We start from the raw sequence: 26,455 nt of genomic DNA on the forward strand, positions 1-26,455 counted from the left end.
AGAAAGCCCGGCAAACGCAGCGACGCCGGGCATCGGGTGGTTAAAGATCGAAAAAGACGGTTTCCTTATCACCCTGTAGATAGACATCAAAACGGTACACGGTCTCGTTACCGCGCGTCTCTTTTTGGGCGATGAGCGTCTGGCGGCGAACTTCCCACTCAATCAGATTCAGTACGGGATCGGTCTGATTTGCGGCCTGTTCGTCGGCAAAGTACATCCGCGTATTCAGGCCAATATTAATGCCGCGTGCGGCTATCCACAGATTAACGTGCGGTGCCATCATACGCCCATCACGCCCCACTACCGGGCCGGGTTTGATGGTTTCGAAGCGCCAGATGCCGCTATCAAAATCTGAGCAGGCGCGACCCCAGCCACGGAAATCGGCATCCAGCGCTTTGCCTTCCTGTCTGTCCGCCGGGTGGTTATAGCGGCCGTTGGCGTTCGCCTGCCAGATCTCCAGCAGGACATCGCGCACTGGCGTGCCTGAACCATCCAGTACACGCCCTTCAATGGTAATGCGCTCGCCCTGAGTATGGCTATTAACCAGTACCGGACCAAAGTTTTTTTCGAAAATATGGAACCCGGCGGCATCCGGCGCGAGGCCGATGTGGACGTATGGGCCTGCCGTCTGTGAGGCCGTTTCCTGTAAATAATTTTTCATCGCGCAGCCCCCTGAGTGCGGTTTTCAAACAGTGTTGCACGTTGCCCGCGTAACACCAGATCAAAACGATACGCCAGACAATCCAGCGGAATCGCCGCATGCGTATCCAGCTCGGCAATCAACGTGCGGATGGCATCATCGTTATTGATGGTTTTAACAATAGGACACTGTTTGATTAGCGGATCGCCTTCGAAATACATCTGCGTCACCAGACGTTGAGCAAAGGCATCGCCTGACAGCGAAAAATGTATATGCGAAGGACGCCAGTCGCTCGCCTGATTACGCCACGGATACGGGCCCGGCTTAATGGTACGGAAGAAGTAATAGCCGTTTTCATCCGTCAGTACGCGGCCGCAGCCGCCAAAATTGGGGTCGATCGGTGCCAGGTACTGATCTTTTTTATGGCGATAACGACCGCCGGCATTGGCCTGCCAGACTTCAACCAGGGTGTTTTTCATCGGGCGGCCAAATCCGTCGCGTACATAACCGTGAACGATGATGCGTTCGCCAATCGGCAGGCCATCTTTGGCATAATTCAGGATTAAATCGTTATCCTGAGGACCCAGATCGTCGCTGGAAAAAACCGGGCCGGTGATTTCCGACAGTGAGTTTTGCAGGGAGATAAGTGCATTGCGCGGCGAGCGCAGCACGCTGGTTTTGTAGCCCGGCGCAAACGCGGGCGGATGACTGTTATAGTCGCGATGGATAACTTCTTGCGGTGACCATTTTGTGCTCATAGGGTGGCTCCGTGTAGGGTGTTGTTTTTGTCGCCACAATGAGTGTGTGTAAATTCAATGTTAATTTAAAGTGAATTTAAGGTGTTTGTTTAATAACCTGTGGTTATACCTCTCCGTTTCGCTTACAGCGTCATGCCGATCACACTTTCCAAATTCTTGCCACGCAGTGTCATTAGCTTTTCTACACTCCAGAATATATTCACTGGAGGCATGACATCATGGCGCAAAGCATCACGGCAGATGAGATTCGGGAAGATTTTTCGCAGGCGATGTCGGCAATGTATCAGCAGGAAGTGCCGCAGTACGGCACGTTGCTGGAGCTGGTTGCAGACGTGAATCTGGCGGTGCTGGAAAATAACACGCGCCTGCATGAACAACTGGTAAATGCGGATGAACTGGCTCGGCTAAACGTTGAGCGTCATGGGGCGATTCGCGTCGGCACGGCTGAGGAGCTATCGATGCTGCGGCGCATGTTCGCGATTATGGGGATGTACCCGGTTAGCTATTATGATCTCTCTCAGGCGGGCGTGCCGGTGCACTCCACGGCATTTCGCCCGGTAGATGATGCGGCATTGTCGCGCAATCCATTTCGCGTGTTTACCTCGCTTTTACGCCTGGAATTAATTGACGATCCCGCGCTCAGGCAGCGTGCTACTGAGATTTTACAGCAGCGCGATATTTTTACCCCGCGTTGTCGTGAGCTGATTGCACTACATGAAGAGCGGGACGAGTTCACGGCGTCGCAGGCACAGGAGTTTGTCCAGCAAGCGCTGGAAACCTTTCGCTGGCATCAGTCGGCGACGGTCGATCGCGAGACCTATCAGGCGTTGCATCAGCAGCATCGGTTAATTGCCGATGTTGTCTGTTTCCCCGGATGTCACATCAACCATCTCACGCCGCGCACGCTGGATATCGACCGCGTACAGGCGCTGATGGCGGAATACGGAATTGAACCAAAAGCGGTGATTGAAGGCCCACCGCGCCGTGATGTTCCGTTGTTATTGCGCCAGACCAGTTTTAAAGCGCTGGAAGAGCCGGTGAAATTTGCCGGTGATGGGCAGGGAACGCATACCGCGCGGTTTGGTGAAATCGAGCAGCGGGGCATCGCGTTAACGCAAAAAGGGCGGGCGCTGTATGACAAACTGCTGAATGAGGCGGGCATCGGTAGCGATAATCTGACCCATCAACTGCATCTGCAGGATGTGTTCAAGGCGTTTCCGGATAGCGAATTTTTGCTCCGTCAGCAGGGGCTTGCCTGGTTTCGTTATCGTCTGACGCCCGCAGGGGAAGCGCACCGTCAGGCATTTCATCCCGGCGACGATCCACAACCGTTAATTGAGCGCGGTTGGGTGATAGCGCAGCCGATTATTTATGAAGACTTTCTGCCCGTCAGCGCGGCGGGGATTTTTCAGTCCAACCTTGGAAACGGCAATTCGTCGCGTCATCACGGAAACGCCAGTCGCGACGCCTTTGAACAGGCGCTGGGCTGTCCGGTGCTGGATGAGTTTACGCTCTACGAGCAGGCAGAAGCGCGCAGCAAACGGCGTTGCGGTCTGCTCTGAAACAGGTAATCTTGAGGGAGATTGATAAAGGACGAAATCGATGCACAACCCCTCAACGCCGTTGGCGGAAACCCGCCAGGGCACACTCCTTGGCCTCGTTGATGAGAATATCCACCTCTGGCGAGGCATTCCCTTTGCACAATCGCCCGTTGGCGCTTTGCGCTGGCGCGCGCCACAGCCCGTTCAACCGTGGGCTGGTGTGCGTGAGGCTGATACGTTTTCTGCGTCCTGCTGGCAGAATATCGACTACTGCCGCGAACTGGGTGGTGGCGATCCGGGGCGCTTCTCAGAGGATTGTCTGTATCTGAATGTCTGGTCGCCAGCCGCGCGTTCAGCGCCTTTACCCGTGATGGTGTGGCTGCACGGTGGCGGGTACACCATTGGTGCGGGCGGACTGCCGCCGTACGACGGCAAAGCGCTTGCGCAACGTAATGTGGTGGTGGTGACGGTTAACTATCGGCTCGGGCATTTGGGCTTTTTTGCTCATCCTGCCCTTGAAGGAGAAGACGACGAGCCGCTCAATAACTTTGCCCTGATGGATCAAATCGCCGCGCTACGCTGGGTTCAGGAGAACATCGCGGCATTTGGTGGTGACAGTAATAATGTCACGTTATTTGGCGAGTCTGCGGGCGCGCGCAGCGTGCTGTCACTCATGACATCGCCGAAAGCGACGGGGCTGTTTCACAAAGCGGTGATCCAGAGTGGCTATACGCTTCCCGATACCCCACGCGAAAAGGCGCTGGAGAAGGGCGTACAGCTGGCGGCGCACTTTGGCCTGGAGAATGCCAGCGCGGACCAGCTACGTGCGATCCCGCCGGAAAAGTTCTGGCCGCTCGAAGCACCGCTCAATATTGGCCCAACGCCCATCGCCGGAGACGCGGTGCTACCACAGCCCATGCTGGACGTCTTTTTTGCCGGGAAACAGCATGCGATGCCGGTGTTGATTGGTTCGAACAGCGACGAAGCCAGCGTGATGGCGGTGTTTGGTGTTGATCTTGCCGGTGAGATAGAAAAACTCAGGCGAACCCGGCGTCTGGGGCTGGGGCTCATTAAACTGCTCTATCCGGGTGTGAAGGGCGATGAAGAACTCGGGCGGCAGGTGTGCCGGGATATGGCCTTTACCACACTGGGCTATGTGGTGATGCAGGCCCAACAGCGGGTGAATCAACCCTGCTGGCGCTACTGGTTTGATTATGTGGCCGAAGCGGAACACGCGACTTACGCCAACGGCGCGTGGCATGGCAACGAAGTCCCTTACGTTTTTGATACCCTGACGCTGGCAGAACCTGCCCGATTTTACGTCAATGAGCGAGACCGTGCCTTTGCGACACAGGTGGCCGATTATTGGGTGAATTTCGCGCATCATGCCAGTGCCACCTGCACGGTGCTCAATGGCCCAATGCGCTGGCCTGCATCGATACAGGGACGCGACCGCCTACTGAGAATTGGCCTGAATAAGCACGCAGGTTTTAAAGTGGAGAACCGTTTTATGCGTGCGCGGCTGGCGTTGTTTAAACGGGTGATGAAGCATCATGTGACGTTGGATTGAGAACTGAGCGTTGAATTGACCTTACGGTCTGTAAGAGGCACTCTACATGTGTCTGCATATAGGGGGCCTCGGGTTGATTGAAAAATCACTCGGGGCTTTTCTCTATCTGCCGTCCTGCAAATGCCTGAGACAGATAGCCTCAAGCACCCTCGCGTATTCTACGCCTTAATCCCTTTTATACTGGATTGATGAATTCCGAATTTTTGCGGCGATTTTAGTCGGAGCCTTAACTTCACCCGTGCAACGTGTGCAACACCTTTCGTGGTAAATAACGTTTTTTATACACAAATTTACACCTTATTCAGTCTCTTCCCCTCGACAGAATTTTTTTGCGCCAGTCAGAACAATTTATCGCGCCAACAATTGGATTATTAATCGATTTTGTCTAGAGTGGTCGGACTTAACGACGTAACCGTTTACCGCATTCTTCTCTTAAAAAGGACGCTTTCTCAGGCATGAACCGCAGACACTTTCTTAAATCATCAATGGCTGTTGCCGCCGTGTGCGGGACATCCGGTGTAGCTTCCCTTTTTTCTCAGGCTGCGTTAGCGCAGGAGTCGGATATTGCGGACGGACAAACCCGTCGTTTCGACTTTTCGGTGCTGCAGTCTATGGCACACGATCTCTCCCGTCAGCCATGGGGTGGCGCGCCGCGTCCGTTGCCGGAAACGCTGGCGAACATGACGCCGCAGGCCTACAACAGCATTCAGTATGACGCCGCACATTCTCTGTGGAACAACGTTGACGATCGCCAGTTAGACATCCAGTTCTTCCACGTGGGGATGGGGTTCCGCCGTCGCGTGCGGATGTTCTCCGTCGATGCCGCGACGCAGCAAGCGCGCGAAGTGCATTTCCGTCCGGAACTGTTTAAATACACCGACACGAGCGTTGATACCAAACAGCTGGAAGGGCAGACCGATCTCGGCTTCGCCGGATTCCGCGCCTTTAAAGCGCCGGAACTGGCGCGTCGCGATATCGTATCTTTCCTTGGCGCGAGCTACTTCCGCGCGGTAGACAGCACCTATCAGTACGGTTTGTCCGCCCGAGGACTTGCGGTGGATACCTACACCGACAGTCTGGAAGAGTTCCCGGATTTCACTTCGTTCTGGTTTGAAACCGTGAAACCAGGGGCAACCGTCTTTACGGTGTATGCACTGCTCGATAGCCCAAGCGTGACCGGTGCGTATAAGTTCATTATTAACTGTGCGGAAAGCCAGGTGATTATGGACGTCGAAAATCATATTTACGCGCGCAAAGACATCAAACAACTGGGTATTGCACCGATGACCAGTATGTTCAGCTGCGGCAATAACGAACGCCGCGTCTGCGACACTATCCACCCGCAAATTCACGACTCCGATCGTCTGGCGATGTGGCTGGGTAACGGCGAGTGGATTTGCCGTCCGCTGAATAACCCGCAGAAACTGCAATTCAACGCGTATCAGGACAAAAATCCGAAAGGCTTTGGCTTGTTGCAACTGGATCGCGATTTCACGCACTATCAGGACGTCATGGGCTGGTACAATAAGCGCCCGAGCCTGTGGGTTGAACCGCGTAATCAGTGGGGCAAAGGGGCCGTCAGTTTGATGGAAATCCCGACTACCGGTGAAACGCTCGATAACATTGTTTGCTTCTGGCAGCCGGAAAAACCGGTGAAAGCAGGCGATACGCTTAACTTCAGCTATCGCCTCTACTGGAGCGCGATGCCGCCGGTACGTTCACCGCTGGCACGCGTGATGGCGACCCGGACCGGTATGGGCAGTTTCCCGGAAGGCTGGGCGCCGGGCGAGCATTACCCGGAAAAATGGTCACGTCGATTTGCTATCGATTTCGTTGGCGGCGATCTGAAAGCGGCTGCGCCGAAAGGTATCGAGCCGGTCATTACACTCTCCAGTGGGGAAGCCAAACAGGTTGAGATCCTCTACGTGGAACCGTTCGACGGCTACCGTATTCTCTTTGACTGGTATCCGACCTCCGACTCAACCGACCCGGTTGATATGCGTATGTTCCTGCGCTGTCAGGGGGATGCTATCAGTGAAACCTGGTTGTATCAGTATTTCCCGCCTGCGCCGGATAAACGTCAGTACGTTGACGACCGCGTGATGAAGTAATCGAATAAAACTGTAACCTGTAGGCCGGATAAGCGAAGCACCATCCGGCTTTTTTATTGAGGAAACGCCATGTCTTCGCAGGAGATTATCCCGGTTAGCCATATATTGAGCCTCCACGCCGTCGATGAAAGCCACGTTCCGGCGCTGCATCAGTTGGTTATTAAAAACAGAGACTGGCTTTCTGCGTCAATGAACTGGCCGCTGCTGGTCACCCACGAGCAGGATACGCATCAGCATGTGCTGGGCAATATGATGCTGCATCAGCGCGGCATCGTGAAAATGTTTATGATTTTCGAGCATGAAACGCTGGTGGGCGTACTGTCGTTTAATCAAATTGAACCGACCAACTAGACCGGTTACATCGGTTACTGGCTTGATGAGGCTGAGCAGGGTAAAGGTATTCTATCTGCCTCGTTGCAGGCGTTTATTGATTACTTTGCGCAACGCGGCGAGGTACGCCGCTTTGTCATCAAATGCCGCGTAGATAACGCGCGTAGCAATCAGGTTGCCTTACGTAACGGGTTTAGCCTCGAAGGCTGTCTGAAGCAGGCGGAATTTCTCAACGGTAATTATTACGATCAAAATATTTACGCACGAATTATCGACAACGCCTCAAAGTGATCCTAATAGCGGCGTGCGCGTAATCCGCTGCTCGCCGCGAATCACCGCGCGTCCGCGCAAATGAATCACGTCATCCCCAAAGGCTTCGACGACGGCATCACCTTCAATCTCAACATGATGCTCGATCACCACATCGCCGCGAATACGCGCATGCCCGTAAATCAACACGTTATCGTCAAGCAGAATCGGGCCGCCCTGGAGTACTGCGTTACCGCCGACGCGCACGTGATGTTTCAACAGGCAATTACCTTCAATGACCGCGTTTTCAGCTACCTGCGAGCTGTAGCGTAGAGTGGGGATGGCGTCTTCTCCGGCCCCGGCTACCACCCGAGCGTTGCCATACACTTTCGCGCAGTCGCAGACCCAGACGTCGTTTTCTTCGTTGCCTTCCAGCAGGGCGCGTTCGAAGATCTCAGCCCGGTGTTCAACAAAGGCATGATTCACAATCGCTTCACCATAAATTTGTGCCTGGTGAACAATTCGCGAGCGGCTCACCGTCGCGTGGTCGTAAATCTGAAGCACTTGATCGTTATCAGGCGTCAGTCCCCGGGCGGCAATCACCTGGCTATGGTGTAAAATGCGCGCGTTGCCAAACAGGTGACAATATCCGCGAACGATGGATGCCTGTACGGTGACATTGTCACTTATACGAGCGTAATGAGTGATTTTACTGCCATCGATCCAGGCCTCTCCGCGAATCTGCGCATGATGGCTGACTTCGCAAGGTTGCGTCAGGCGGGCGTTTCCTTCGATATACGCGCCTGCAAATACCACACTGTTTTCATCGTATATCCAACAATCGCCTTGCTGACTAAGCGCTCTTTCGTCGTCTATCCAACCGCCCGCGCTGCCTGCGGTGACATCGGCAAAGTCACGCAGGGCAATGATTTGCCGCACCACAACGTTGCGTTTATCGCCATTTTCCGTAAACGAGTGTGTGCGGGTCTGTTCGCTAAGGCGGTATTTTTTCATCGGTTATTCTCATTGCTTCGCACTAAGATAAACGTAGCAAATATTGCAGGTAGCGGGCATTTAAAGATTACTTTAAAATGCATCTTCAAATTTAGTTGATATTATAAACAAAATGAAGAATTCGAAGTGTGAGAGCAAGGTGTTGAATTTACCCGCTGGCTATTTTGGCATGGTGTTGGGGACCATCGGGATGGGGTTTGCCTGGCGTTATGCCAGCACGATTTGGCCAGTGAACCGGGCGATTGGCGACGGTCTGGTGATTCTGGCGATCGTGATGTGGAGCTTGCTGGCGCTGGCGTTTATCAGCCGGGCGATACACTTTCCACATAGCGTTATCGATGAAATGCGACATCCGATTGCCAGCAGTTTTGTCAGCCTGTTTCCGGCAACAACGATGCTGGTGTCAATTGGCGTCACGCCGTGGGACAGGCCGATTGCGCTGGTGCTGTTTTCCGTGGGGGTGACGCTGCAACTGGCTTACGCCGCCTGGCAAACCGCGGGGCTGTGGCGCGGAGAACATCCCGAAGGCGCCACCACGCCGGGGCTTTATTTACCGACTGTGGCGAATAACTTTATCAGCACCATGGCCTGCGGCGCGCTGGGTTTTAACGACGCCGGGCTGGCGTTTCTGGGGGCGGGCGTAATTTCATGGATCACGCTCGAACCGGCTATCGTTCAGCGCTTGCGTAGCGGTGGCGAATTACCGGTGCCGCTGCGTACCTCTTTGGGTATTCAACTTGCTCCGGCGCTGGTGGCCTGTAGCGCATGGCTGAGCGTCAACGGCGGGCACGCGGATGTCTTCGCCAAAATGCTGTTTGGTTATGGCCTGCTTCAACTGCTGTTTATGCTACGCCTGATGCCCTGGTATCTGCGTCAGGCTTTTAATGCGTCGTTCTGGAGTTTCTCGTTTGGTATCTCCGCGCTTGCCACGACGGCGCTGCATCTCGGCCATGCCAGTGGCGTCGGTTTCTACCATCACCTGGCGTTGCCGATGTTTATCTTTACCAATTTCATTATTGGCCTGTTATTGATACGCACGCTGGTGTTATTGCTTCAGGGGAAACTGCTGGTCCGTGTCGACCGTTCTGTTTTAGAGAAAAGTAAGGATTGATGATGACGATTCGTGATGAAAACTACTTCAGTGAAAAATATGGTCTGACCCGTACGCATTCCGAGGTGCTGGAGGCGGCGAAAGTGATTAAGCCTGGCAAAACGTTGGATCTCGGCTGCGGTAACGGGCGTAACACGCTTTACCTTGCTGCAAACGGTTTTGACGTTACGGCATGGGATAAGAATCCGGCAAGCATCACTAACCTGGAATCGATCCGTCGTGAAGAAGGGCTGGAGAATGTGCAATCGGCGATTAAAGATCTCAACACACTGAGCTTTGACGGGGAATACGACTTTATTCTTTCGACCGTAGTGATGATGTTCCTGCAACCGGAAACGATTCCTGGGTTGATTGCGAATATGCAGCGTTGTACGCAGCCCGGCGGATATAACCTGATTGTCGCAGCGATGGATACTGAAGACTATCCTTGTACCGTGGGTTTCCCTTTTGCGTTTAAAACTGATGAACTTCGTCACTACTATGCAGGCTGGAACTTACTTAAATATAACGAGAATCCAGGTGAACTGCACCGTACTGATGCCAATGGCAATCGTATTAGACTGCGTTTTGCCACGATGCTGGCGCAAAAAACGGCATAACGGCTAAAAGTCCCACTATTAGCTTTTTCATATCATAAATTACCGGCTAAAAATTACGCCGGTAATTTTTTATTCGCCTGCTAACTAATTATTTTTTTTCTATAAATTGCGAGCGACAACCATTTTTGCAACAACACCGGGCTCATTCCTTTGCTATAACTCTTTTGAAATCGTACCTCTATCAGGATCAAACCCATGCGTACTCATACGTTCTTCAAAGTTGCGGCCCTTGCCGGTGTTATTGCTCTGTCTGGTTGTGCATCGAAAGTCGCGGAACCTACGCAGTATTCCGGCTTTTTAAAAGATTATTCGAATCTGCAGGAAACCACCTCCGCAACGGGCAAACCGACCCTGCGTTGGGTGGATCCTAATTACAATCCGAAAAACTATGACAGTATTGTCTATAACCCGGTGACTTATTATCCGACGCCAAAACCCAGCACCCAAATTGGTCAGAAAGCGCTGGATGATATTCGTAACTACACCGATCAACAGATTAAACAGGCTGTCTCTCAACATAAAAAAATCGTGACCCAACCTGGCCCGCATAGCCTGATTTTCCGCGGCGCGATTACGGCGGTAAACTCCAGCAACGAAGGGCTTCAGTTCTATGAGGTAGTCCCTGTCGCGTTGGTGGTTGCGGGTACCCAAATGGCGACGGGTCACCGTACCATGGATACCCATCTCTTCTTCGAGGGCGAGTTGATCGATGCGGCAACCAATAAACCGGTGGTGAAAGTGGTACGTAAAGGCGAAGGGAAAGACCTCAACAATGAGAATACCCCGATGACCCTGCAAACCCTGAAGCAAACTATCGACGATATGGCGGTGGATGCCGTCAAATTTGACCCGGCAATGAAATAAACGGAAATCGGGTGGCCCAGGCCACCCGATTTTTTACGCCTGTTTCATTTTAAGGCGCGTTCTCAAAAGCCACGCGGGTATTCGCGCAAACATCACCAGATTCCCGACCAAAATCAGTACCAGCCCGATAATGGCGTTGACATGCCACTGATAACCTTCATACAACGTCGAGAGCGTCAGCGCGACCAGTGGAAACAGTAATGTGCTGTACGCCGCGTTGCTGGCACCGATTCTGCCTACCAGGGTGAAGTAAGCGCCAAAGGCAATCACCGAGCCAAAAATAGCCAGGTAGAACAGGGCACCGAGATAGCTCATGGTCCACTGTGGCGTAAAGCTTTCGCCGCGTAACAGAGCGATTGCGCCGATGATCAACGTGCCGTAGAGCATCGCCCAGCCATTGGTGGTCAGCGTTTCCAGCCCGCGTCGCTGGTGGCGGATGCTGAGCATATTCCCCAGCGAGAAGCCATACGTGCCAAGCGCGCTCAACAGAATGCCCGGCAGCATCGTACTGCTGAGCCCGGAGACCTGAAGATCGTCCCAGAACAGGGTGATAATCCCGACCAGTCCCAGCAGTGCCGCAAGGAAAAAGCGCCCTGGCGGCGTCTGGCGAAAAAAGAGAAAACTGTTGATGGCGTTAAACAGCACCGCCATAGAGAAAATCACCGATTCCAGCCCGGTGTTAATCCAGCTTGCGGCGGTGTAAAAACACCAGAAGTTAAAGCCGAATACACAGCAACCCTGCAAGATGCAAAAAAGATGGTCGCGTAAGGCGAGGCGGCGCAGACGGCGAGTCAGGAGCAGAATCGTCAGCATGGTGACGCTGGCGATTGCGAAGCGCCAGAAGATAGACACGGTTGCCGGTACCGGGCCTTGTTGTAAAAAAATGGCGATCCACGTTGTGCCCCAGATGGCGACAACCAATATGTAGAGCAGTGCGTTCATGCGCGTTCCTCAATGACTCAGAAAAATCCAGTTTGACGGGGCTCGCTGGATGGCGCTTGCAGCGTCTTGCCACAGACTTGCAAATTCTTGCGGATTTTTTGTGAGCAGGGTCGAACAACTCTGGCAATCATGGGCATCGCTACATAGACTAGGTCTATGAATCATCGTGATACAGACCGCCAATGACACATTCCTACGCTACTCTGGAACGCCTGCAAAGTCAGAACGCCGTGCTGCGTGAAACGGTTGTGCTTAACTCAGGTATCCAGCTTGCGGCCTGGTATAATAATTGTGACACTGTCACCGTTGAAAGCGATCATCATACGCTGAGCCTTTATGTGGCGGATGGCTATGAAAGTTATCAGAAAACGCCGCAGGGTTGGAAAAACGGCGGGGGCCCGGATCGCTTCTGCCTGATGCCGCAATCCTGTGAATCAACGTGGGATATTCGCGGTGACCTCTCTTTCGTTCATCTTTATTGCACAGACCAGCATCTGAAACGCATTGGCGAGCAGATCTGGGACCGAAGCCCGGTAGCCATTCAGCTTGAGGAAAAATCCTTTGCCGATGACGCTAAAATCACTGCGCTTTATCGTCAGTTCCTGCTGAGCTGCGACTGGCAGCAACCTGCGAACCAGTTGACGTTGAGCAGCGCCAGTACACTGCTGCTGACGCATCTTATCCAGAATTACGCCTCTGTTCAGTGGCGACTGCCCTCGGTGACCGGCGGTCTTGCGCCGTCGGTGCTGCGCAATGTGCTGGCGTGGATAGACGCCAACTTGTCGCAGCCGCTGACGCTTGCGGATCTGGCTGCGCAGGCCGCGCTCAGCGAATACCATTTTGCGCGTATGTTTCGTCAGTCAACCGGCCTTGCGCCGCATCAGTATGTGATGCAACGACGTATGCATCACGCAGAGCAATTGGTGCAGAATACGGCATTGCCCCTGACCGATATCGCGCTGGCCTGCGGATTTAGCTCGGCCAGCCATTTCAGCAATCGCTTTAAACGCGTGCAGGGCGTTACGCCATCGCAACTACGCGCGTCGCACCTGCGATAGCAGCGCATAACTTGCGCCACCCAGTATTAATCCCCAGAACGCTGAGCCGACGCCGGCGAGCGAAAGCCCGCTGGCGGTGACCAAAAAAGTAACCATTGCCGCGTCACGTTCATTGGCCTGTTGCAGCGCCTGATACAGGCTGCCGCTCAGGGTTCCCAGGAGTGCCAGCCCTGCCAGCATTTCAATCCAGGCGGCGGGAAGCGATGCCATCAACGCCGTGATCGACCCGCCAAATAGGCCTGCCAACAGATAAAATACGCCAGCAGCGGCGGCGGCACGCCAGCGTTGCGCGGCTTGCGGATGGGCATCGGGGCTCTGGCAAATAGCCGCAGTAATCGCGGCGATACAAACGGAGTAAACGCCGAACGGCGCGAACAGTAACGCCAGCGCCCCGGTAAAAACGATCAACGGGGAGGCGGGAATGTGATAGCCCGAAGCCTGTAATGTGGCAAATCCCGGTGCATTCTGCGAGGCCATGGTGACCAGGAAAAAAGGGATACCCACGCTTAACAGCAGCGCGGGAGAAAAATGTGGCGGGATAAATTCAGGCGCAGCGAGGGCGAATGAAAGCGTATTGTACTGCAGCTCACCACCCAGCCAGGCCACCAGACTACCGACTATCAAGGCGGCCACGACCGCATAACGTGGCGCGAAGACTTTACTGAGAAGCCAGGCAAGCAGCATGCTACCGCAGAGGATAAGGTGATTTTGCAGGCTGGAAAACGCCTGTAACCCGAAACGCAGTAAGATCCCCGCCAGCATTGCCGCCGCCAGTGAATGCGGAACCCATTTCATTAGCCGGGCAAATAACCCGGTTACCCCGCACAGTACAATCAGCGCGTTCGCGAAAATAAAAATCCCTACCGCCTCGTTGAGCGTTGCGCCCTCTAAGCCGCCCACCAGTAGCGCCGCGCCGGGCGTTGACCAGGCCGTTAAAATGGGTGCTTTTTTCCATAGCGTCAGCGCCAGCGTGCTGATCCCCATTGCCAGCCCCAATGCCGTCATCCATCCGGCGATTTGCGTGGCAGTTGCCCCGGCAGCGGCAGCAGCCTGCCAGATGATGGCCGCTGAGCTGGCGTAGCCCACCAGCACCGCGACAAACCCGGCCAACAGCGTCGGGAACGGGCAAAAACGAGTGAACATATTGACCTCTTGTGCGTTATAGCGTCCAAAAGAACTGTAGCACTGTGCGCTATAACGCACAAGTAGTGATGATTAGCACAGGCTGTTCAGTAAACCTTTGATATAATAAAGCCGTTTCTGCACTGGAGAGGTGATATGAATATTGCACAACATCTGTCAGCCACGCTGAAAATGCTGCGCCAGCAGCGCGAGTGGAGTCTGTCGAGGCTGGCGGAAGAGACAGGCGTGTCCAAAGCGATGCTTGGGCAAATCGAGCGTAATGAATCCAGCCCCACGGTGGCGACGCTATGGAAAATCGCCACCGGCTTGAATGTGCCGTTTTCAGTCTTTATTACGCCACCGCAGGTTGAGGCCCCAGGTGCGTTTGATCCACAGCAGCAGGCGATGGTCGTTACGCCCGTTTTTCCGTGGGACCCGGAACTGTGCTTCGATCATTTTTCCATCGTGCTGGCTCCGGGCGCGTTGAGTGAATCGACGCCGCATGAAAAAGGTGTCATTGAGCACGTCGTTGCCATCAGCGGTACCCTCGATATGTGCGTGGCGGGTGTGTGGCGCAGCCTGACGCCAGGGGAAGGGTTACGTTTCGCGGGTGATGAAGCCCATGCTTATCGCAACAGTGGCGACCAGCCCGTGCATTTTCATTCGCTGATTCACTACCCAAAAGAAAAAACCGCAAGCGAGCTTGCGGTGCGTCATAAAGACAGTAATCATCAATAACGTGACGAGGAAATCCGGAATACGTGCCTACTGTAATCGGCCCGGTGAGCGCGTGGAAATAGTTAATTCTTCGATACTTTGCCGGAAAAGAGAAATTGACCGCGCAGACGGGGTGGAAAAGTGTTTGGTCTGCGCCAGGATCTGACTACAATAGCCGCCATTTTGACCCCAACGGATAACAACGACAGTATGCGCCTGCAAAACCATCATCTTGAATTACTGAGCCCGGCCCGAGATACGGCGATTGCCCGCGAAGCCATTCTTCACGGTGCAGACGCGGTTTATATCGGCGGCCCTGGCTTTGGTGCTCGCCATAATGCCAGCAACAGCCTGAGTGATATTGCCGAACTGGTGCCTTTCGCCCATCGCTACGGTGCGAAGATTTTTATCACCCTTAATACCATTCTTCATGATGATGAGCTGGAGCCCGCGCAGAAGCTGATTACCGATCTCTACGAGACCGGCGTGGATGCATTGATTGTGCAGGATATGGGCATATTGCAGCTGGATATCCCGCCCATTGAGTTGCACGCCAGTACACAGTGCGATATTCGCAGCGTTGAGAAAGCGAAATTCCTTTCTGATGTGGGCTTCAGTCAGATTGTGCTGGCGCGCGAGCTGAACCTGCAACAGATTCAGGCAATCCATGAAAGCACCGATGCAACCATCGAATTCTTTATTCATGGCGCGCTGTGTGTGGCCTATTCCGGTCAGTGCAATATCTCCCATGCCCAGACCGGGCGCAGCGCCAACCGTGGTGATTGCTCACAGGCTTGTCGTCTGCCGTATACCCTGAAGGACGATCAGGGGCGCGTGGTGGCGTTCGAAAAACATTTGCTGTCGATGAAAGATAACGATCAAACCGCCAACCTTGGCGCGTTGATTGATGCGGGCGTACGCTCCTTCAAAATTGAAGGGCGCTACAAAGACATGAGCTACGTGAAAAATATCACCGCCCATTATCGGCAGATGCTTGATGCGATTATCGAAGAACGTGGCGACCTGGCGCGTGCTTCAGCGGGGCGTACTGAGCATTTCTTTATTCCGTCCACCGATAAAACGTTCCATCGCGGTAGCACCGACTATTTCGTTAACGCCCGTAAAGGCGATATTGGTGCTTTTGATTCGCCGAAGTTCGTTGGTCTGCCGGTCGGTGAAGTGCTGAAAGTCAGCAAAGATCACCTGGACGTGGAAGTGACCGAACCGTTAGCCAATGGCGATGGCCTGAACGTGCTGATTAAACGCGAAGTGGTGGGCTTCCGTGCGAATACGGTTGAGAAAACCGGTGCAAACCGTTATCGCGTCTGGCCAAACGAAATGCCTGCCGAACTGTACAAGGTGCGTCCGAATCACGTCCTTAACCGTAACCTTGACCATAACTGGCAGCAGGCGTTGCTGAAAACCTCCAGCGAGCGCCGCATCGGTGTGGACGTTGAACTGTCGGGCTGGCAGGAGCAACTGGTATTAACCATGACCAGCGAGGATGGCGTCAGCGTGACCCATACGCTGGATGGCGAATTCGCCCCGGCCAACAATGCGGAGAAAGCGTTGAGCCAGTTGCAGGACGGCATCGCCAAGCTGGGGCAGACCCGCTATTACCCGCGCCGCGCCGACGTGCAGTTAGCGGAAGCGTTGTTTGTCCCAAACAGCGTGCTGAATCAGCTGCGTCGTGAAACTGTAGAAATGCTTGAAACGGCGCGACTGGCGGCGTATCAACGCGGCAGCCGTAAACCGGTCAGTACGCCAGCGCCGGTGTATCCGGAAACGCACCTTAGTTTCCTGGCAAACGTCTACAACCACAAAGCGCGCGAATTCTATCAGACCTTTGGCGTGAAGCTTATTGATGCGGCGTATGAAGCGCATGAAGAGAAGGGCGATGTGCCGGTGATGATCACCAAACACTGCCTGCGTTTTGCCTTTAATTTGTGCCCGAAACAGGCGAAAGGGTCAATTAAGAGCTGGCGCGCCACGCCGATGCAGCTTGTTCACGGTGATGAGGTGCTGACGCTGAAGTTTGATTGTCGCCCGTGTGAAATGCACGTCGTCGGGAAAATCAAGAATCACATCCTGAAAATGCCGTTGCCGGGAAGCGTGGTCGGGTCGGTCAGCCCGGAAGAGTTGCTGAAGACGTTGCCGAAGCGCAAGTAAGCGCTCATTCCTCAGCGTAACCCTCTCCCACAGGGAGAGGGGACCGATTGTGCCTGAATTAACGCGGCTGCGCTGGCATTGTATTGCCATTGTTGTAGCGTATTATCCGGATTTAAATCCGGCGGCGGTCATCATTAAACGAAATAAATATCCCACTACTGCCAGCGTTAATACGCTGCCGCCCCAGATTGCGACCAGCCAGAATAGCCGCTGAAGCCATGATTTTTGCATCAGTGATACCCCTCGCCATGTTGAACCTTCCCTCGGAAGACGTAGTAGCTCCAGAAGGTATAAACCAGAATAATGGGAATAATCAGCAGGGAGCCAATCAGCATAAAGCCCTGACTCTGCGTCGGCGCAGCCGCCTGCCACAGGGTGATATCGGGCGGAATAATGTGCGGCCAGATGCTGATCCCAAGCCCGCTAAAACCGAGGAAAATCAGTACCAGCGTTAAGACAAACGGCTGGGCATGGGATTCCGGGCGGGCCAGCGCGCGCCAGATGACAAGGCTTAGGGCCATCACCAGCACCGGAACCGGTAACAGGAACCACAGGTTAGGTAGCGTAAACCAGCGCTGCGCAATGGCTGGATGCGCCAGCGGTGTCCACGCGCTAATCACCGCAACCACCGCCAACAGTGCCATCAATAACCCACGAGCATGGCGGCGCATAATACGTTGCAATGGATCTTCACTCTTCATGACCAGCCAGGTTGCGCCCAGCAGGGCGTAGGCCACGACCAGGCCCACTCCACAGAACAGCGTAAACGGCGTCAGCCAGTCGAACGGGCCACCGGCGAAGGTACGGTTAACCACCGGAAAACCGTTCAGTACCGCACCGACCACCACGCCCTGGCTGAACGTCGCCAGAATTGAGCCACAGAGAAAAGCGTTATCCCAGAAAGGGCGATGCGATGGCGTCGCGTTAAAGCGAAATTCAAATGCCACGCCGCGAAAAATCAGGCCGATCAGCATCAACGATAACGGGATAGTCAGCGCGTCGATGATCACCGCATAGGCCAGCGGAAATGCACCAAACAACGCCGCGCCGCCCAACACCAGCCAGGTTTCGTTGCCGTCCCACACCGGGGCAACGCTGTTTACCATCACGTCACGGTCGGCGGCGTTACGGGTGAACGGGAACAAAATACCGATCCCCAAATCAAAGCCATCCATCACGATGTACATCAGGGTGGCGAAGACGATAATTACAAACCAGATAATAGAGAGGTCGACGCCCATCAGTGCTGCTCCTGTGAATGAGAGGGGGTAATCGCCGCGGAAAGAGGACGCGCAGGCGTACCATCAGTAGGCGGGGTGAAATCCTGCGGCCCTTTGCGGATCAGGCGCACCATGTAGCTGTATCCGACGCCGAAGACCGAGCTGTAGACCACAAAAAACGTCAGCAGACTGATGCTCATATGCAAATCACCGTGCGCGGAAACCGCATCCGCCGTGCGCTGTAGGCCATAAACGACCCACGGCTGACGCCCCACTTCAGTGGTCACCCATCCGGCCAGTATGGCGATTAAACCAGATGGCCCCATCAGCAGCGCAAACCATAAGAAGGGGCGCGAAACATAGATACGCTGCTTTTTTCGTAACCACAGCGCGGCCACGCCTAACAGCAGCATCAGCATGCCAAGACCCGCCATAATGCGAAATGACCAGAAGACGATGGTGGAGTTAGGGCGGTCCTCTTTGGCAAACTCTTTCAGCGCCGGAACCTGCTTGTCGAGGCTATGGGTGAGGATCAGGCTTCCCAACGCGGGGATCTCAAGGCCATAGCGGGTGCGCTCCTGCGCCATATCGGGCCAGCCAAACAGCAGCAGTGGCGTAGGCTCGCCCGGCGGATTCTCCCAGTGACCTTCAATGGCGGCTATTTTTGCCGGCTGATGTTTCAGTGTATTCAAACCATGCATATCACCAATCATGGCCTGAATGGGCGCGACGATAAGCGTCATCCACAGGGCCATCGAAAACATGGTGCGGATAGCCGGCGTGTTATTACCGCGCAGCAGATGCCAGGCCGCAGACGCGCCGACAAACAGAGCGCTGCTCAGGAAAGCCGCCACCGTCATATGCAACAGGCGATAGGGGAATGAAGGGTTGAAGACCACCGCGAACCAGTCAACCGGGACTACCTGACCGTTCACTATTTCGAAGCCCTGCGGTGTTTGCATCCAGCTGTTTGACGCGAGGATCCAGAATGTCGAGATAAGCGTGCCCAGCGCCACCATACAGGTGGCGAAGAAGTGTAATCCCGGCCCGACTTTATTCCAGCCAAAAAGCATCACGCCGAGGAAGCCTGCTTCGAGGAAAAAGGCAGTTAATACTTCATAGGTCAGCAGCGGGCCGGTAATACTGCCTGCAAATTGTGAGAAACCGCTCCAGTTAGTGCCAAACTGGTAGGCCATTACCAGCCCGGAAACGACGCCCATCCCAAAGTTAACGGCAAAAATCTTCGACCAGAAATGGTAGAGCGAGCGCCAGATCGGTTGACGGGTTTTAAGCCATAACCCTTCGAGCACCGCCAGATAGCTTGCAAGCCCGATAGTAATGGCGGGAAAGATAATGTGAAAGGAGACGGTGAAGGCGAACTGTATTCGCGCCAGGTGAAACGCATCAAGACCAAACATGCAAAACTCCGCATCAATTTTTGTTCGGTCAAATTGTAAGGTGCGTAACAATTCGGTGACATGTACAGCAAAGCGATGTTTTTAGATAACAGTTGCGTTAACTGTTATACATCCGGAGGAGATTCGTCGTGCGAATGACTGAGCGAAATGTAAGGAACGTTAAGTTTTTTCGGTTCCAAATTTTTGTTTAACTTTCATTGAAGTAGAGAGGATTACTCTGCCGCTCGTTGTTTAGCATGTAGGTACAAACCGCCATTAGCTCAACTGGAAGAGCAGACGATTTTCGATTGGAAGGGACGGGGTTCGAGGCCTCGATGGCGGTCCACATTTTGGGTGACTTGATAGAGGCATCCTGCCTCTTGTTTCTCCTGCGCATGGGTAGGGGCTATCGAGGGAACGGCGGCTAATCTGATGTTATGAGTTAACAAAATTGCAGCATTGCGGTAAATGGGCGATTGAGTTTTTACTTAACATTTTGCAATCTTTTTCCTGTGACGCATCGCGCGATTGCCATAATTAGCAGTTCCGTTTTTACTGCATCCTGTCATATAATTTGCGCCGGTTAACCGACGTGTCATTTCCTTCGTCGGCTAATAAACCCCTTTTCTGATAATTACACATTTTCTTTTGCTGAATTTTTAACCACACGCAGTGGGCAGTAAGAGTATAAAGAAGTCTGGCTGATATGATCGTTGAATATACATCTTTAATGCACCTAATGATCGCCGCAGGTCAGGGCGTTTTTTTAGGTTTTATTAGCTTTATGTGTGTGCTGCTTATGTTATTGACTCGCAGTAAGAAAGCCGCTCCCTCGTTATTCCGTGGGCCAATCAAGAAAAGACATACTTACTGGCGCTAAGCATCAGCATTGGCGTTCACTCGTGGTAGTGCAGAGCGTTGCGTAGCAGGTCTGCGGCAGCTTTACGCGCCTGGTTGATCACATCTTCAGGCGTGTACGCGCGGCCACATTCCTGGCAGCGACAGTTGCTTATCTCTTCCGGGGTGTAAATGACTGTACCCGGTTTAAATATAGGTTCGTCGCAGTCCGGGCATAAATAGGTGTGATCCTGCATAACGCTCCTTAACGCCATATTACCGTCCTCTATAATTCCTGTCTCATCAGCGCATCTATTCCAGTCTGGATTTCATTCCTGGCTGATTCTTAATACTTTTTACAAATCCGTACGCTTTCACACAGTGTTATTGTTACAGCGGTAATTGACCATTCCCCATGATGGGTAGCAGTCGAATATACTCATGATTATTGTTCGTCGCGTTTATGTCTAATACGTACTTCAGAAAAAACGCACTTTCGGACTATTCATAACAGTTACACGAAAATGAAGTTTTTGTAAAACTGTTATAAGATGCAGGTTGCTCAATCGTAAATCGGACAAAACGATGAAAAAATACCAGCGGCTTGCGCAACAGATGACGGATCAGATAGAGAATGGCGTCTGGCAATCTGGCGACAGGTTGCCGTCGCTGCGCGAGCAGGTGGTGAACAGCGGCATGAGTTTTATGACCGTGAGCCACGCTTATCAGTTGCTGGAAAGTCAGGGACGAATCATCGCCCGTCCGCAATCTGGCTATTACGTTGCGCCGCGTCCGGTCGTGCAACGGCCCAGCCGTCCGCCTGCGCAGGTAATGCGTGATGAAGCCGTTGATATCAACACCTACATTTTCGAGGTGTTACAGGCCAGCCGTGATGCGTCTGTGTTGCCTTTTGCCTCGGCGTTTCCTGACCCACGGCTGTTTCCCCTGCCACAGTTAAACCGCTCACTGGCGCAGGTAAGTAAAACCGCGACGGCGATGAGCGTGATTGAAAACCTGCCACCGGGCAATGATGAACTGCGTCACGCCATCGCCCGACGTTATGCGTTGCAGGGCATAACCGTTTCTCCTGATGAGATAGTGATCACCGCCGGGGCGCTTGAAGCGCTGAATCTCAGCCTGCAGGCGGTGACCGAGCCGGGTGATTGGGTGATCGTTGAAAACCCCTGTTTCTACGGTGCATTGCAGGCGCTGGAGCGATTGAAACTCAAAGCGCTTTCGGTGGCGACGGATGTGAAAGAAGGGATCGATCTCGATGCGCTGGCGCAGGCGCTGCAAAATTATCCGGTGAAAGCCTGCTGGCTGATGACCAACAGCCAGAACCCGCTGGGTTTCACGCTATCTCCAGAGAAGAAGGCACAGCTTGTGACTTTACTGACGTCGCACAATGTAACCCTGATCGAAGATGATGTGTACAGCGAGCTCTACTTTGGTCGCGATAAACCCCTCCCCGCGAAAGCGTGGGACCGCAACGATATGACGCTGCACTGTAGCTCTTTTTCCAAGTGTCTGGTGCCGGGTTTTCGGATTGGCTGGGTGGCTGCAGGCAAGCACGCCCGGCGTATTCAGCATTTGCAGTTGATGAGCACGCTCTCAACCAGCTCGCCGATGCAGATGGCGCTGGTGGATTATCTCGCCACCAAACGATATGACGCGCATTTGCGGCGTCTGCGCCGCCAACTGGCTGAGCGTAAACAGCAGGCGTGGCAGGCGTTGCTGCGTCATCTGCCGCCGGAAGTCAAAATTCACCATAACGACAGCGGCTATTTCCTATGGCTGGAGTTGCCCGCCGGAATTGATGCGGGCGTGCTTAGTGCAATGGCGCTTGAACATCACATCAGCATTGCACCGGGCAAAATGTTTTCCACCACCGATAACTGGGCATCCTTTTTCCGTTTTAATACCGCGTGGGGCTGGGGAGAGCGAGAAGATCGCGCAGTGGAAATACTCGGTAAACTCATTCGTCAGCTTCTGAATTAATTTTCGTTATGTTTGAACAATGGCCGTGGGTTATTTTATTCCGCCGCGGTCATAGGAAATTCGCATAGCCGCATCACGCCCTAACTCCTTGTCTATAATCCATATTCTAAGCAGGTCACCCGTTCAGATACGCGGAATGCGTACTTTGTCACAACCTGCACAAATTTCTTCGCGCGCCCGCGAGGCCTTGAGTTACGCCATCTATTTTAAATGAGGGAGATATTTTTACGGCACGGCTGCCGCTCAATTTCATTGTGACAGGAGTAAATCTTTATGAGCAAGAAATTTGCCTGCAGCAGCCTGTGCGCGCTCGGGATGACTATCGCTGTGGCGCACGCCGCCGAACCGCCTGAATCACTCGATAAAGGAGAAGGGCGTTTGGATATTATCGCCTGGCCGGGTTACATCGAACGGGGCGAAACGGATAAACAGTACGATTGGGTGAGCCAGTTTGAAAAAGAGAGCGGCTGCAAAATTAACGTTAAAACCGCCGCGACGTCAGATGAAATGGTGAGCCTGATGGCGAAGGGCGGCTATGACCTTGTCACCGCGTCTGGCGACGCCTCGCTGCGCCTGATTATGGGCAAACGCGTGCAGCCGATTAACCCTAATCTGATCGCTAACTGGAAAACCCTCGATCCGCGTCTGGAAAAAGGCGCCTGGTTTAACGTCGGTGGCAAAGTCTACGGTACGCCGTATCAGTGGGGGCCAAACCTGCTGATGTATAACACCAAAATATTCCCGACGCCGCCGGACTCCTGGAACGTTGTCTTTGTGAAACAAAATCTGTCGGATGGCAAATCCAACCAGGGCCGCGTTCAGGCCTACGATGGCCCGATTTATATCGCCGATGCGGCGTTGTTTGTGAAAGCCACGCAACCGGCGCTGGGTATTGACGATCCTTATCAACTGACCGAAGAACAGTATCAGGCGGTGCTGAAAGTACTGCGCGATCAGCATGGGTTAGTCCACCGCTACTGGCACGACACCACCGTCCAGATGAGCGACTTTAAAAACGAAGGCGTGGTGGCGTCCAGCGCGTGGCCGTATCAGGCTAACGGCCTGAAAGGCGAAGGCCAGCCGATTGCCACGGTTTTCCCGAAAGAAGGCGTCACTGGCTGGGCGGATACCACCATGCTTCATGCTGAGGCGAAACATCCGGTTTGTGCGTACAAATGGATGAACTGGTCGTTGACGCCAAAAGTTCAGGGTGACGTGGCGGCCTGGTTCGGCTCGCTGCCGGTGGTGGCAGAAGGTTGTAAAGCCAGCCCGCTGCTGGGCGACAAAGGCTGTGAAACCAACGGCTATAACTTCTTCGACAAAATTGCATTCTGGAAAACGCCGGTGGCGGAAGGTGGGAAATATGTGCCTTACAGCCGCTGGACGCAGGATTATATCGCCATTATGGGTGGCCGCTGATCGCCCGGGAGTGAAACATGACGTACGCAGTAGAGTTTCATGATGTCTCCCGTCTGTATGGTGAGGTTCGTGCGGTGGATGGCGTCAGTATTGCTATCCACGACGGGGAGTTCTTTTCGATGCTGGGGCCTTCGGGCTCTGGCAAAACCACCTGCCTGCGGTTGATTGCCGGTTTTGAACAGCTTTCAGGCGGCACGATTTCTATTTTTGGCCGTCAGGCCAGTGAGCTCCCGCCGTGGGAGCGTGATGTGAACACCGTGTTCCAGGATTACGCGCTGTTTCCGCATATGTCGATTCTCGACAATGTCGCGTATGGCTTGATGGTAAAAGGCATGGCGAAGAAAGCACGTCATGCCCGGGCGCGAGAGGCGTTGGACCAGGTGGCCCTGGGATTTGCGTGGGATCGTAAACCGTCACAGCTTTCCGGCGGACAACGTCAACGTGTGGCAATCGCGCGTGCGCTGGTCAATCAGCCGCGCGTTCTGCTGCTGGATGAACCGCTGGGCGCGCTGGATCTCAAACTGCGTGAACAGATGCAGGTTGAGTTGAAAAAGCTGCAACAGGAACTTGGGATCACCTTTATTTTTATCACCCACGATCAGGGCGAAGCGCTGTCGATGTCCGATCGGGTCGCGGTGTTCAATAATGGTCGGATTGAGCAGGTGGACACGCCGCGAGAACTCTATTTGCGCCCACGCACGCCGTTTGTCGCCGGGTTTGTCGGCACCTCGAACGTCTTTGATTCTGAACAGACGACAACACTTTGCGGAATGAGCGGCAACTGGTCGCTGCGACCGGAACATATTCGTCTGAATACGCCAGGGGAAATTCAGGCCCGCGGCGTCGTGCAGTCGGTGCAATATCAGGGGGCCGCCACGCGTTTTGAACTGCGACTGGAAGGCGGCGGAAAACTGCTGGTCAGTGAAGCCAACTTTTCTTCGGAACTGACTCCCGGCGGCCCGCAAACCGGACAGACAGTGCTGGCATCGTGGTCGCGTGACGCGATGGTGCCACTGGATGGAGGGAGGTAAATGGAGATGAGTATCAGCAAATCCAGCCCTTCCGCCGGTTCCGCGTGGCTTTCCGGTCTGTTCTGGCGTAAACCCGCGCTCGGGCTCTTTTTAGTGTTGCTGGGGCCGTTGATGTGGTTCGGCGTTGTTTACTTTGGATCGCTGCTGACGCTGTTGTGGCAGGGGTTCTATACCTTCGACGATTTCACCATGTCAGTAACGCCGGATCTCACCCTGGCGAATCTTCAGGCGCTGTTTAACCCGGCCAACTATGACATCATTTTGCGTACGCTCACCATGGCAATCGCGGTGACGATTGCCAGCGCCATTCTGGCATTTCCGATGGCGTGGTACATGGCGCGCTACACCTCGGGCAAGATGAAGGCGTTTTTCTACATCGCCGTGATGCTGCCGATGTGGGCCAGTTATATCGTTAAGGCGTATGCCTGGACGCTGCTGTTGGCGAAAGATGGCGTGGCGCAGTGGTTTCTCAACCATATGGGGCTCGGCGGTGTGTTAAGCGTGATTTTGACCGTGCCAGGTGTCGGCGGAAATACGCTATCCACCTCGGGGCTGGGGCGCTTTCTGGTGTTCGTCTATATCTGGCTGCCCTTTATGATTCTGCCGATTCAGGCGGCGCTGGAGCGTCTTCCGCCGTCGTTGATGCAGGCTTCCGCCGATTTGGGCGCGCACCCGCGTCAGACGTTTCGCTATGTGGTATTGCCGCTGGCGATTCCCGGCGTGGCGGCAGGCTCCATCTTTACCTTTTCACTGACGCTCGGCGACTTTATCGTTCCGCAGCTGGTGGGGCCGCCGGGCTATTTTATCGGCAACATGGTCTATTCCCAGCAGGGGGCGATAGGCAATATGCCAATGGCCGCCGCGTTTACGCTGGTCCCCATTGTGCTGATCGCGCTTTATCTGGCGTTTGTGAAACGCCTGGGAGCCTTCGATGCACTTTAATCGCGCACCGTTGTTCGTTCGTATCGCGGCCTGGGGCGGCGTGATATTTCTTCACTTCCCGCTGCTGATCATCGCTATCTACGCCTTCAACACCGAGGACGCCGCGTTTAGCTTCCCGCCGCAAGGGCTCACGCTACGCTGGTTTAGTGAAGCCGCCGGGCGCAGCGATATCTTTGATGCGGTGACACTGTCACTTAAAATTGCCTCGTTATCGACGGCTATCGCGCTGGTTCTGGGAACGTTGGCCGCCGCTGCGCTCTGGCGCAGTGAGTTTTTTGGCAAAAACGCTATTTCGTTGCTGCTGCTGTTACCGATTGCTTTGCCGGGTATTGTGACGGGCCTGGCGCTGCTCAGCGCCTTCAAAACGGTGGAGCTTGAACCCGGTTTGCTGACGATAGTGATAGGGCACGCCACGTTTTGCGTGGTGGTGGTATTCAATAATGTGATTGCGCGTTTTCGCCGGACCTCCTGGAGCCTGATCGAGGCGTCGATGGATCTTGGGGCCAGCGGTTGGCAAACCTTCCGCTATGTCATTCTGCCGAATCTGGGCTCCGCACTGCTGGCGGGCGGAATGTTGGCTTTCGCGCTGTCGTTTGATGAAATCATCGTGACGACCTTTACGGCAGGCCATGAGCGCACGTTGCCGCTTTGGTTGTTAAATCAGCTTGGCAGGCCGCGTGATGTTCCGGTTACCAATGTTGTGGCGCTTCTGGTGATGATGATTACAGCAATACCAATTTTAGGGGCATGGTGGCTGACTCGTGATGATGAGACAGCGGCCAGCGGTGGTAAATAACTCAATCAGACAGGATACAG

23 protein-coding genes, 1 tRNA gene and 1 pseudogene are annotated in these 26,455 nt (G+C 54.0%); 16 read left to right on the forward strand and 9 right to left on the reverse strand.

From position 1 onward, the window contains the following. Positions 1 to 40 precede the first annotated feature (40 nt). Together pcaG and pcaH are read right to left on the reverse strand one after the other, a co-directional pair. Positions 41 to 661, reverse strand: coding sequence for a protocatechuate 3,4-dioxygenase subunit alpha (gene pcaG / locus NMC31_RS08895; RefSeq protein ID WP_253897671.1), 621 nt, complete (start codon positions 659 to 661; stop codon positions 41 to 43). Beyond that, a complete protein-coding gene (pcaH, locus tag NMC31_RS08900) occupies positions 658 to 1,398 on the reverse strand; it encodes a protocatechuate 3,4-dioxygenase subunit beta (RefSeq protein ID WP_015964528.1) in 741 nt (246 codons plus the stop codon). Before pcaH ends, pcaG begins: the two co-directional genes overlap by 4 nt. A 218-nt stretch (positions 1,399 to 1,616) precedes the next feature. Here pcaH and hglS point away from each other — a divergent pair, with 218 nt between their 5' ends. From hglS to rimL, 4 genes and pseudogenes are all read left to right on the forward strand, one after another. Continuing rightward, positions 1,617 to 2,960 (forward strand): 2-oxoadipate dioxygenase/decarboxylase HglS, encoded by a 1,344-nt coding sequence (hglS, locus tag NMC31_RS08905; RefSeq protein ID WP_253897672.1) that lies wholly within the window; start codon positions 1,617 to 1,619, stop codon positions 2,958 to 2,960. Positions 2,961 to 3,000: 40 nt separating this feature from the next. Next, on the forward strand, positions 3,001 to 4,509 hold the full coding sequence (locus tag NMC31_RS08910; RefSeq protein ID WP_253897673.1) for a carboxylesterase/lipase family protein: 1,509 nt from the start codon (positions 3,001 to 3,003) through the stop codon (positions 4,507 to 4,509). A gap of 455 nt (positions 4,510 to 4,964) precedes the next feature. After that, on the forward strand, positions 4,965 to 6,620 hold the full coding sequence (locus NMC31_RS08915) for a glucan biosynthesis protein D (RefSeq protein WP_253897674.1): 1,656 nt from the start codon (positions 4,965 to 4,967) through the stop codon (positions 6,618 to 6,620). A gap of 69 nt (positions 6,621 to 6,689) precedes the next feature. Next, positions 6,690 to 7,241 (forward strand): annotated as a pseudogene (gene rimL, locus NMC31_RS08920) (50S ribosomal protein L7/L12-serine acetyltransferase). Here the strand turns inward: rimL and ydcK are convergent. After that, positions 7,233 to 8,213: a YdcK family protein gene (gene ydcK, locus NMC31_RS08925; RefSeq protein WP_253897675.1), complete on the reverse strand. Its 981-nt coding sequence runs from the start codon at positions 8,211 to 8,213 to the stop codon at positions 7,233 to 7,235. The pseudogene rimL and the gene ydcK overlap by 9 nt on opposite strands. A 112-nt stretch (positions 8,214 to 8,325) precedes the next feature. Here ydcK and tehA point away from each other — a divergent pair, with 112 nt between their 5' ends. The 3 genes from tehA (at position 8,326) to NMC31_RS08940 (ending at position 10,787) form a co-directional block, all read left to right on the forward strand. Continuing rightward, a complete protein-coding gene (gene tehA, locus NMC31_RS08930) occupies positions 8,326 to 9,324 on the forward strand; it encodes a dicarboxylate transporter/tellurite-resistance protein TehA (protein WP_253897676.1) in 999 nt (332 codons plus the stop codon). A 2-nt stretch (positions 9,325 to 9,326) separates the two neighbouring features. After that, positions 9,327 to 9,923, forward strand: coding sequence for a tellurite resistance methyltransferase TehB (gene tehB / locus NMC31_RS08935; protein WP_253897755.1), 597 nt, complete (start codon positions 9,327 to 9,329; stop codon positions 9,921 to 9,923). 195 nt (positions 9,924 to 10,118) lie between these two features. Next, positions 10,119 to 10,787: a DUF3313 domain-containing protein gene (locus NMC31_RS08940; RefSeq protein WP_253897677.1), complete on the forward strand. Its 669-nt coding sequence runs from the start codon at positions 10,119 to 10,121 to the stop codon at positions 10,785 to 10,787. Positions 10,788 to 10,820: 33 nt separating this feature from the next. Here the strand turns inward: NMC31_RS08940 and NMC31_RS08945 are convergent, their stop codons facing one another. Further along, entirely contained in the window at positions 10,821 to 11,729 is a 909-nt protein-coding gene (locus NMC31_RS08945; RefSeq protein WP_253897678.1) for a DMT family transporter, read from the reverse strand. A 182-nt stretch (positions 11,730 to 11,911) separates the two neighbouring features. On the opposite strand from NMC31_RS08945, the gene NMC31_RS08950 reads away from it, so the two are divergent. Continuing rightward, a complete protein-coding gene (locus tag NMC31_RS08950; protein ID WP_253897679.1) occupies positions 11,912 to 12,787 on the forward strand; it encodes an AraC family transcriptional regulator in 876 nt (291 codons plus the stop codon). Here NMC31_RS08950 and NMC31_RS08955 read toward each other — a convergent pair. Next, entirely contained in the window at positions 12,764 to 13,930 is a 1,167-nt protein-coding gene (locus NMC31_RS08955; protein WP_253897680.1) for a benzoate/H(+) symporter BenE family transporter, read from the reverse strand. The genes NMC31_RS08950 and NMC31_RS08955 overlap by 24 nt on opposite strands. 135 nt (positions 13,931 to 14,065) lie before the next feature. On the opposite strand from NMC31_RS08955, the gene NMC31_RS08960 reads away from it, so the two are divergent. Next, positions 14,066 to 14,647 (forward strand): helix-turn-helix domain-containing protein, encoded by a 582-nt coding sequence (locus NMC31_RS08960; RefSeq protein ID WP_253897681.1) that lies wholly within the window; start codon positions 14,066 to 14,068, stop codon positions 14,645 to 14,647. A gap of 189 nt (positions 14,648 to 14,836) precedes the next feature. Next, positions 14,837 to 16,795 (forward strand): peptidase U32 family protein, encoded by a 1,959-nt coding sequence (locus NMC31_RS08965; protein WP_253897756.1) that lies wholly within the window; start codon positions 14,837 to 14,839, stop codon positions 16,793 to 16,795. 102 nt (positions 16,796 to 16,897) lie between these two features. On the opposite strand, the gene NMC31_RS08970 is transcribed toward NMC31_RS08965, so the two are convergent. From NMC31_RS08970 to NMC31_RS08980, 3 genes are read right to left on the reverse strand one after another with little or no spacing between them, the layout of a single operon-like run. After that, a complete protein-coding gene (locus tag NMC31_RS08970) occupies positions 16,898 to 17,026 on the reverse strand; it encodes a DUF2474 domain-containing protein (protein WP_253897682.1) in 129 nt (42 codons plus the stop codon). Then, positions 17,026 to 18,036, reverse strand: coding sequence for a cytochrome d ubiquinol oxidase subunit II (gene cydB / locus NMC31_RS08975; RefSeq protein WP_253897683.1), 1,011 nt, complete (start codon positions 18,034 to 18,036; stop codon positions 17,026 to 17,028). Before cydB ends, NMC31_RS08970 begins: the two co-directional genes overlap by 1 nt. After that, positions 18,036 to 19,433 (reverse strand): cytochrome ubiquinol oxidase subunit I, encoded by a 1,398-nt coding sequence (locus tag NMC31_RS08980; RefSeq protein WP_253897684.1) that lies wholly within the window; start codon positions 19,431 to 19,433, stop codon positions 18,036 to 18,038. Before NMC31_RS08980 ends, cydB begins: the two co-directional genes overlap by 1 nt. A 249-nt stretch (positions 19,434 to 19,682) precedes the next feature. Between NMC31_RS08980 and NMC31_RS08985 the strand changes: the two genes are divergently transcribed. Then, positions 19,683 to 19,758 (forward strand) — tRNA-Glu (locus tag NMC31_RS08985). Between the two features lie 550 nt (positions 19,759 to 20,308). Here the strand turns inward: NMC31_RS08985 and NMC31_RS08990 are convergent. After that, positions 20,309 to 20,506 (reverse strand): ECs_2282 family putative zinc-binding protein, encoded by a 198-nt coding sequence (locus NMC31_RS08990; RefSeq protein WP_149465156.1) that lies wholly within the window; start codon positions 20,504 to 20,506, stop codon positions 20,309 to 20,311. 328 nt (positions 20,507 to 20,834) lie between these two features. Between NMC31_RS08990 and NMC31_RS08995 the strand changes: the two genes are divergently transcribed. The 5 genes from NMC31_RS08995 (at position 20,835) to NMC31_RS09015 (ending at position 26,435) form a co-directional block, all read left to right on the forward strand. Beyond that, a complete protein-coding gene (locus NMC31_RS08995; protein ID WP_149465155.1) occupies positions 20,835 to 22,247 on the forward strand; it encodes an aminotransferase-like domain-containing protein in 1,413 nt (470 codons plus the stop codon). 273 nt (positions 22,248 to 22,520) lie between these two features. Continuing rightward, positions 22,521 to 23,666 (forward strand): putative ABC transporter substrate-binding protein YdcS, encoded by a 1,146-nt coding sequence (gene ydcS, locus NMC31_RS09000; RefSeq protein ID WP_253897685.1) that lies wholly within the window; start codon positions 22,521 to 22,523, stop codon positions 23,664 to 23,666. Between the two features lie 17 nt (positions 23,667 to 23,683). Beyond that, positions 23,684 to 24,697, forward strand: coding sequence for an ABC transporter ATP-binding protein (locus NMC31_RS09005; protein WP_253897686.1), 1,014 nt, complete (start codon positions 23,684 to 23,686; stop codon positions 24,695 to 24,697). Continuing rightward, a complete protein-coding gene (locus tag NMC31_RS09010) occupies positions 24,698 to 25,639 on the forward strand; it encodes an ABC transporter permease (protein WP_253897687.1) in 942 nt (313 codons plus the stop codon). It begins immediately after the preceding gene. Beyond that, on the forward strand, positions 25,629 to 26,435 hold the full coding sequence (locus tag NMC31_RS09015; protein WP_253897688.1) for an ABC transporter permease: 807 nt from the start codon (positions 25,629 to 25,631) through the stop codon (positions 26,433 to 26,435). Before NMC31_RS09010 ends, NMC31_RS09015 begins: the two co-directional genes overlap by 11 nt. The last annotated feature ends 20 nt before the right edge of the window (positions 26,436 to 26,455 follow it).

The sequence above is a fragment of the Pseudocitrobacter vendiensis genome, assembly GCF_943590815.1.
Taxonomy (GTDB): Bacteria; Pseudomonadota; Gammaproteobacteria; order Enterobacterales; family Enterobacteriaceae; genus Pseudocitrobacter; species Pseudocitrobacter vendiensis.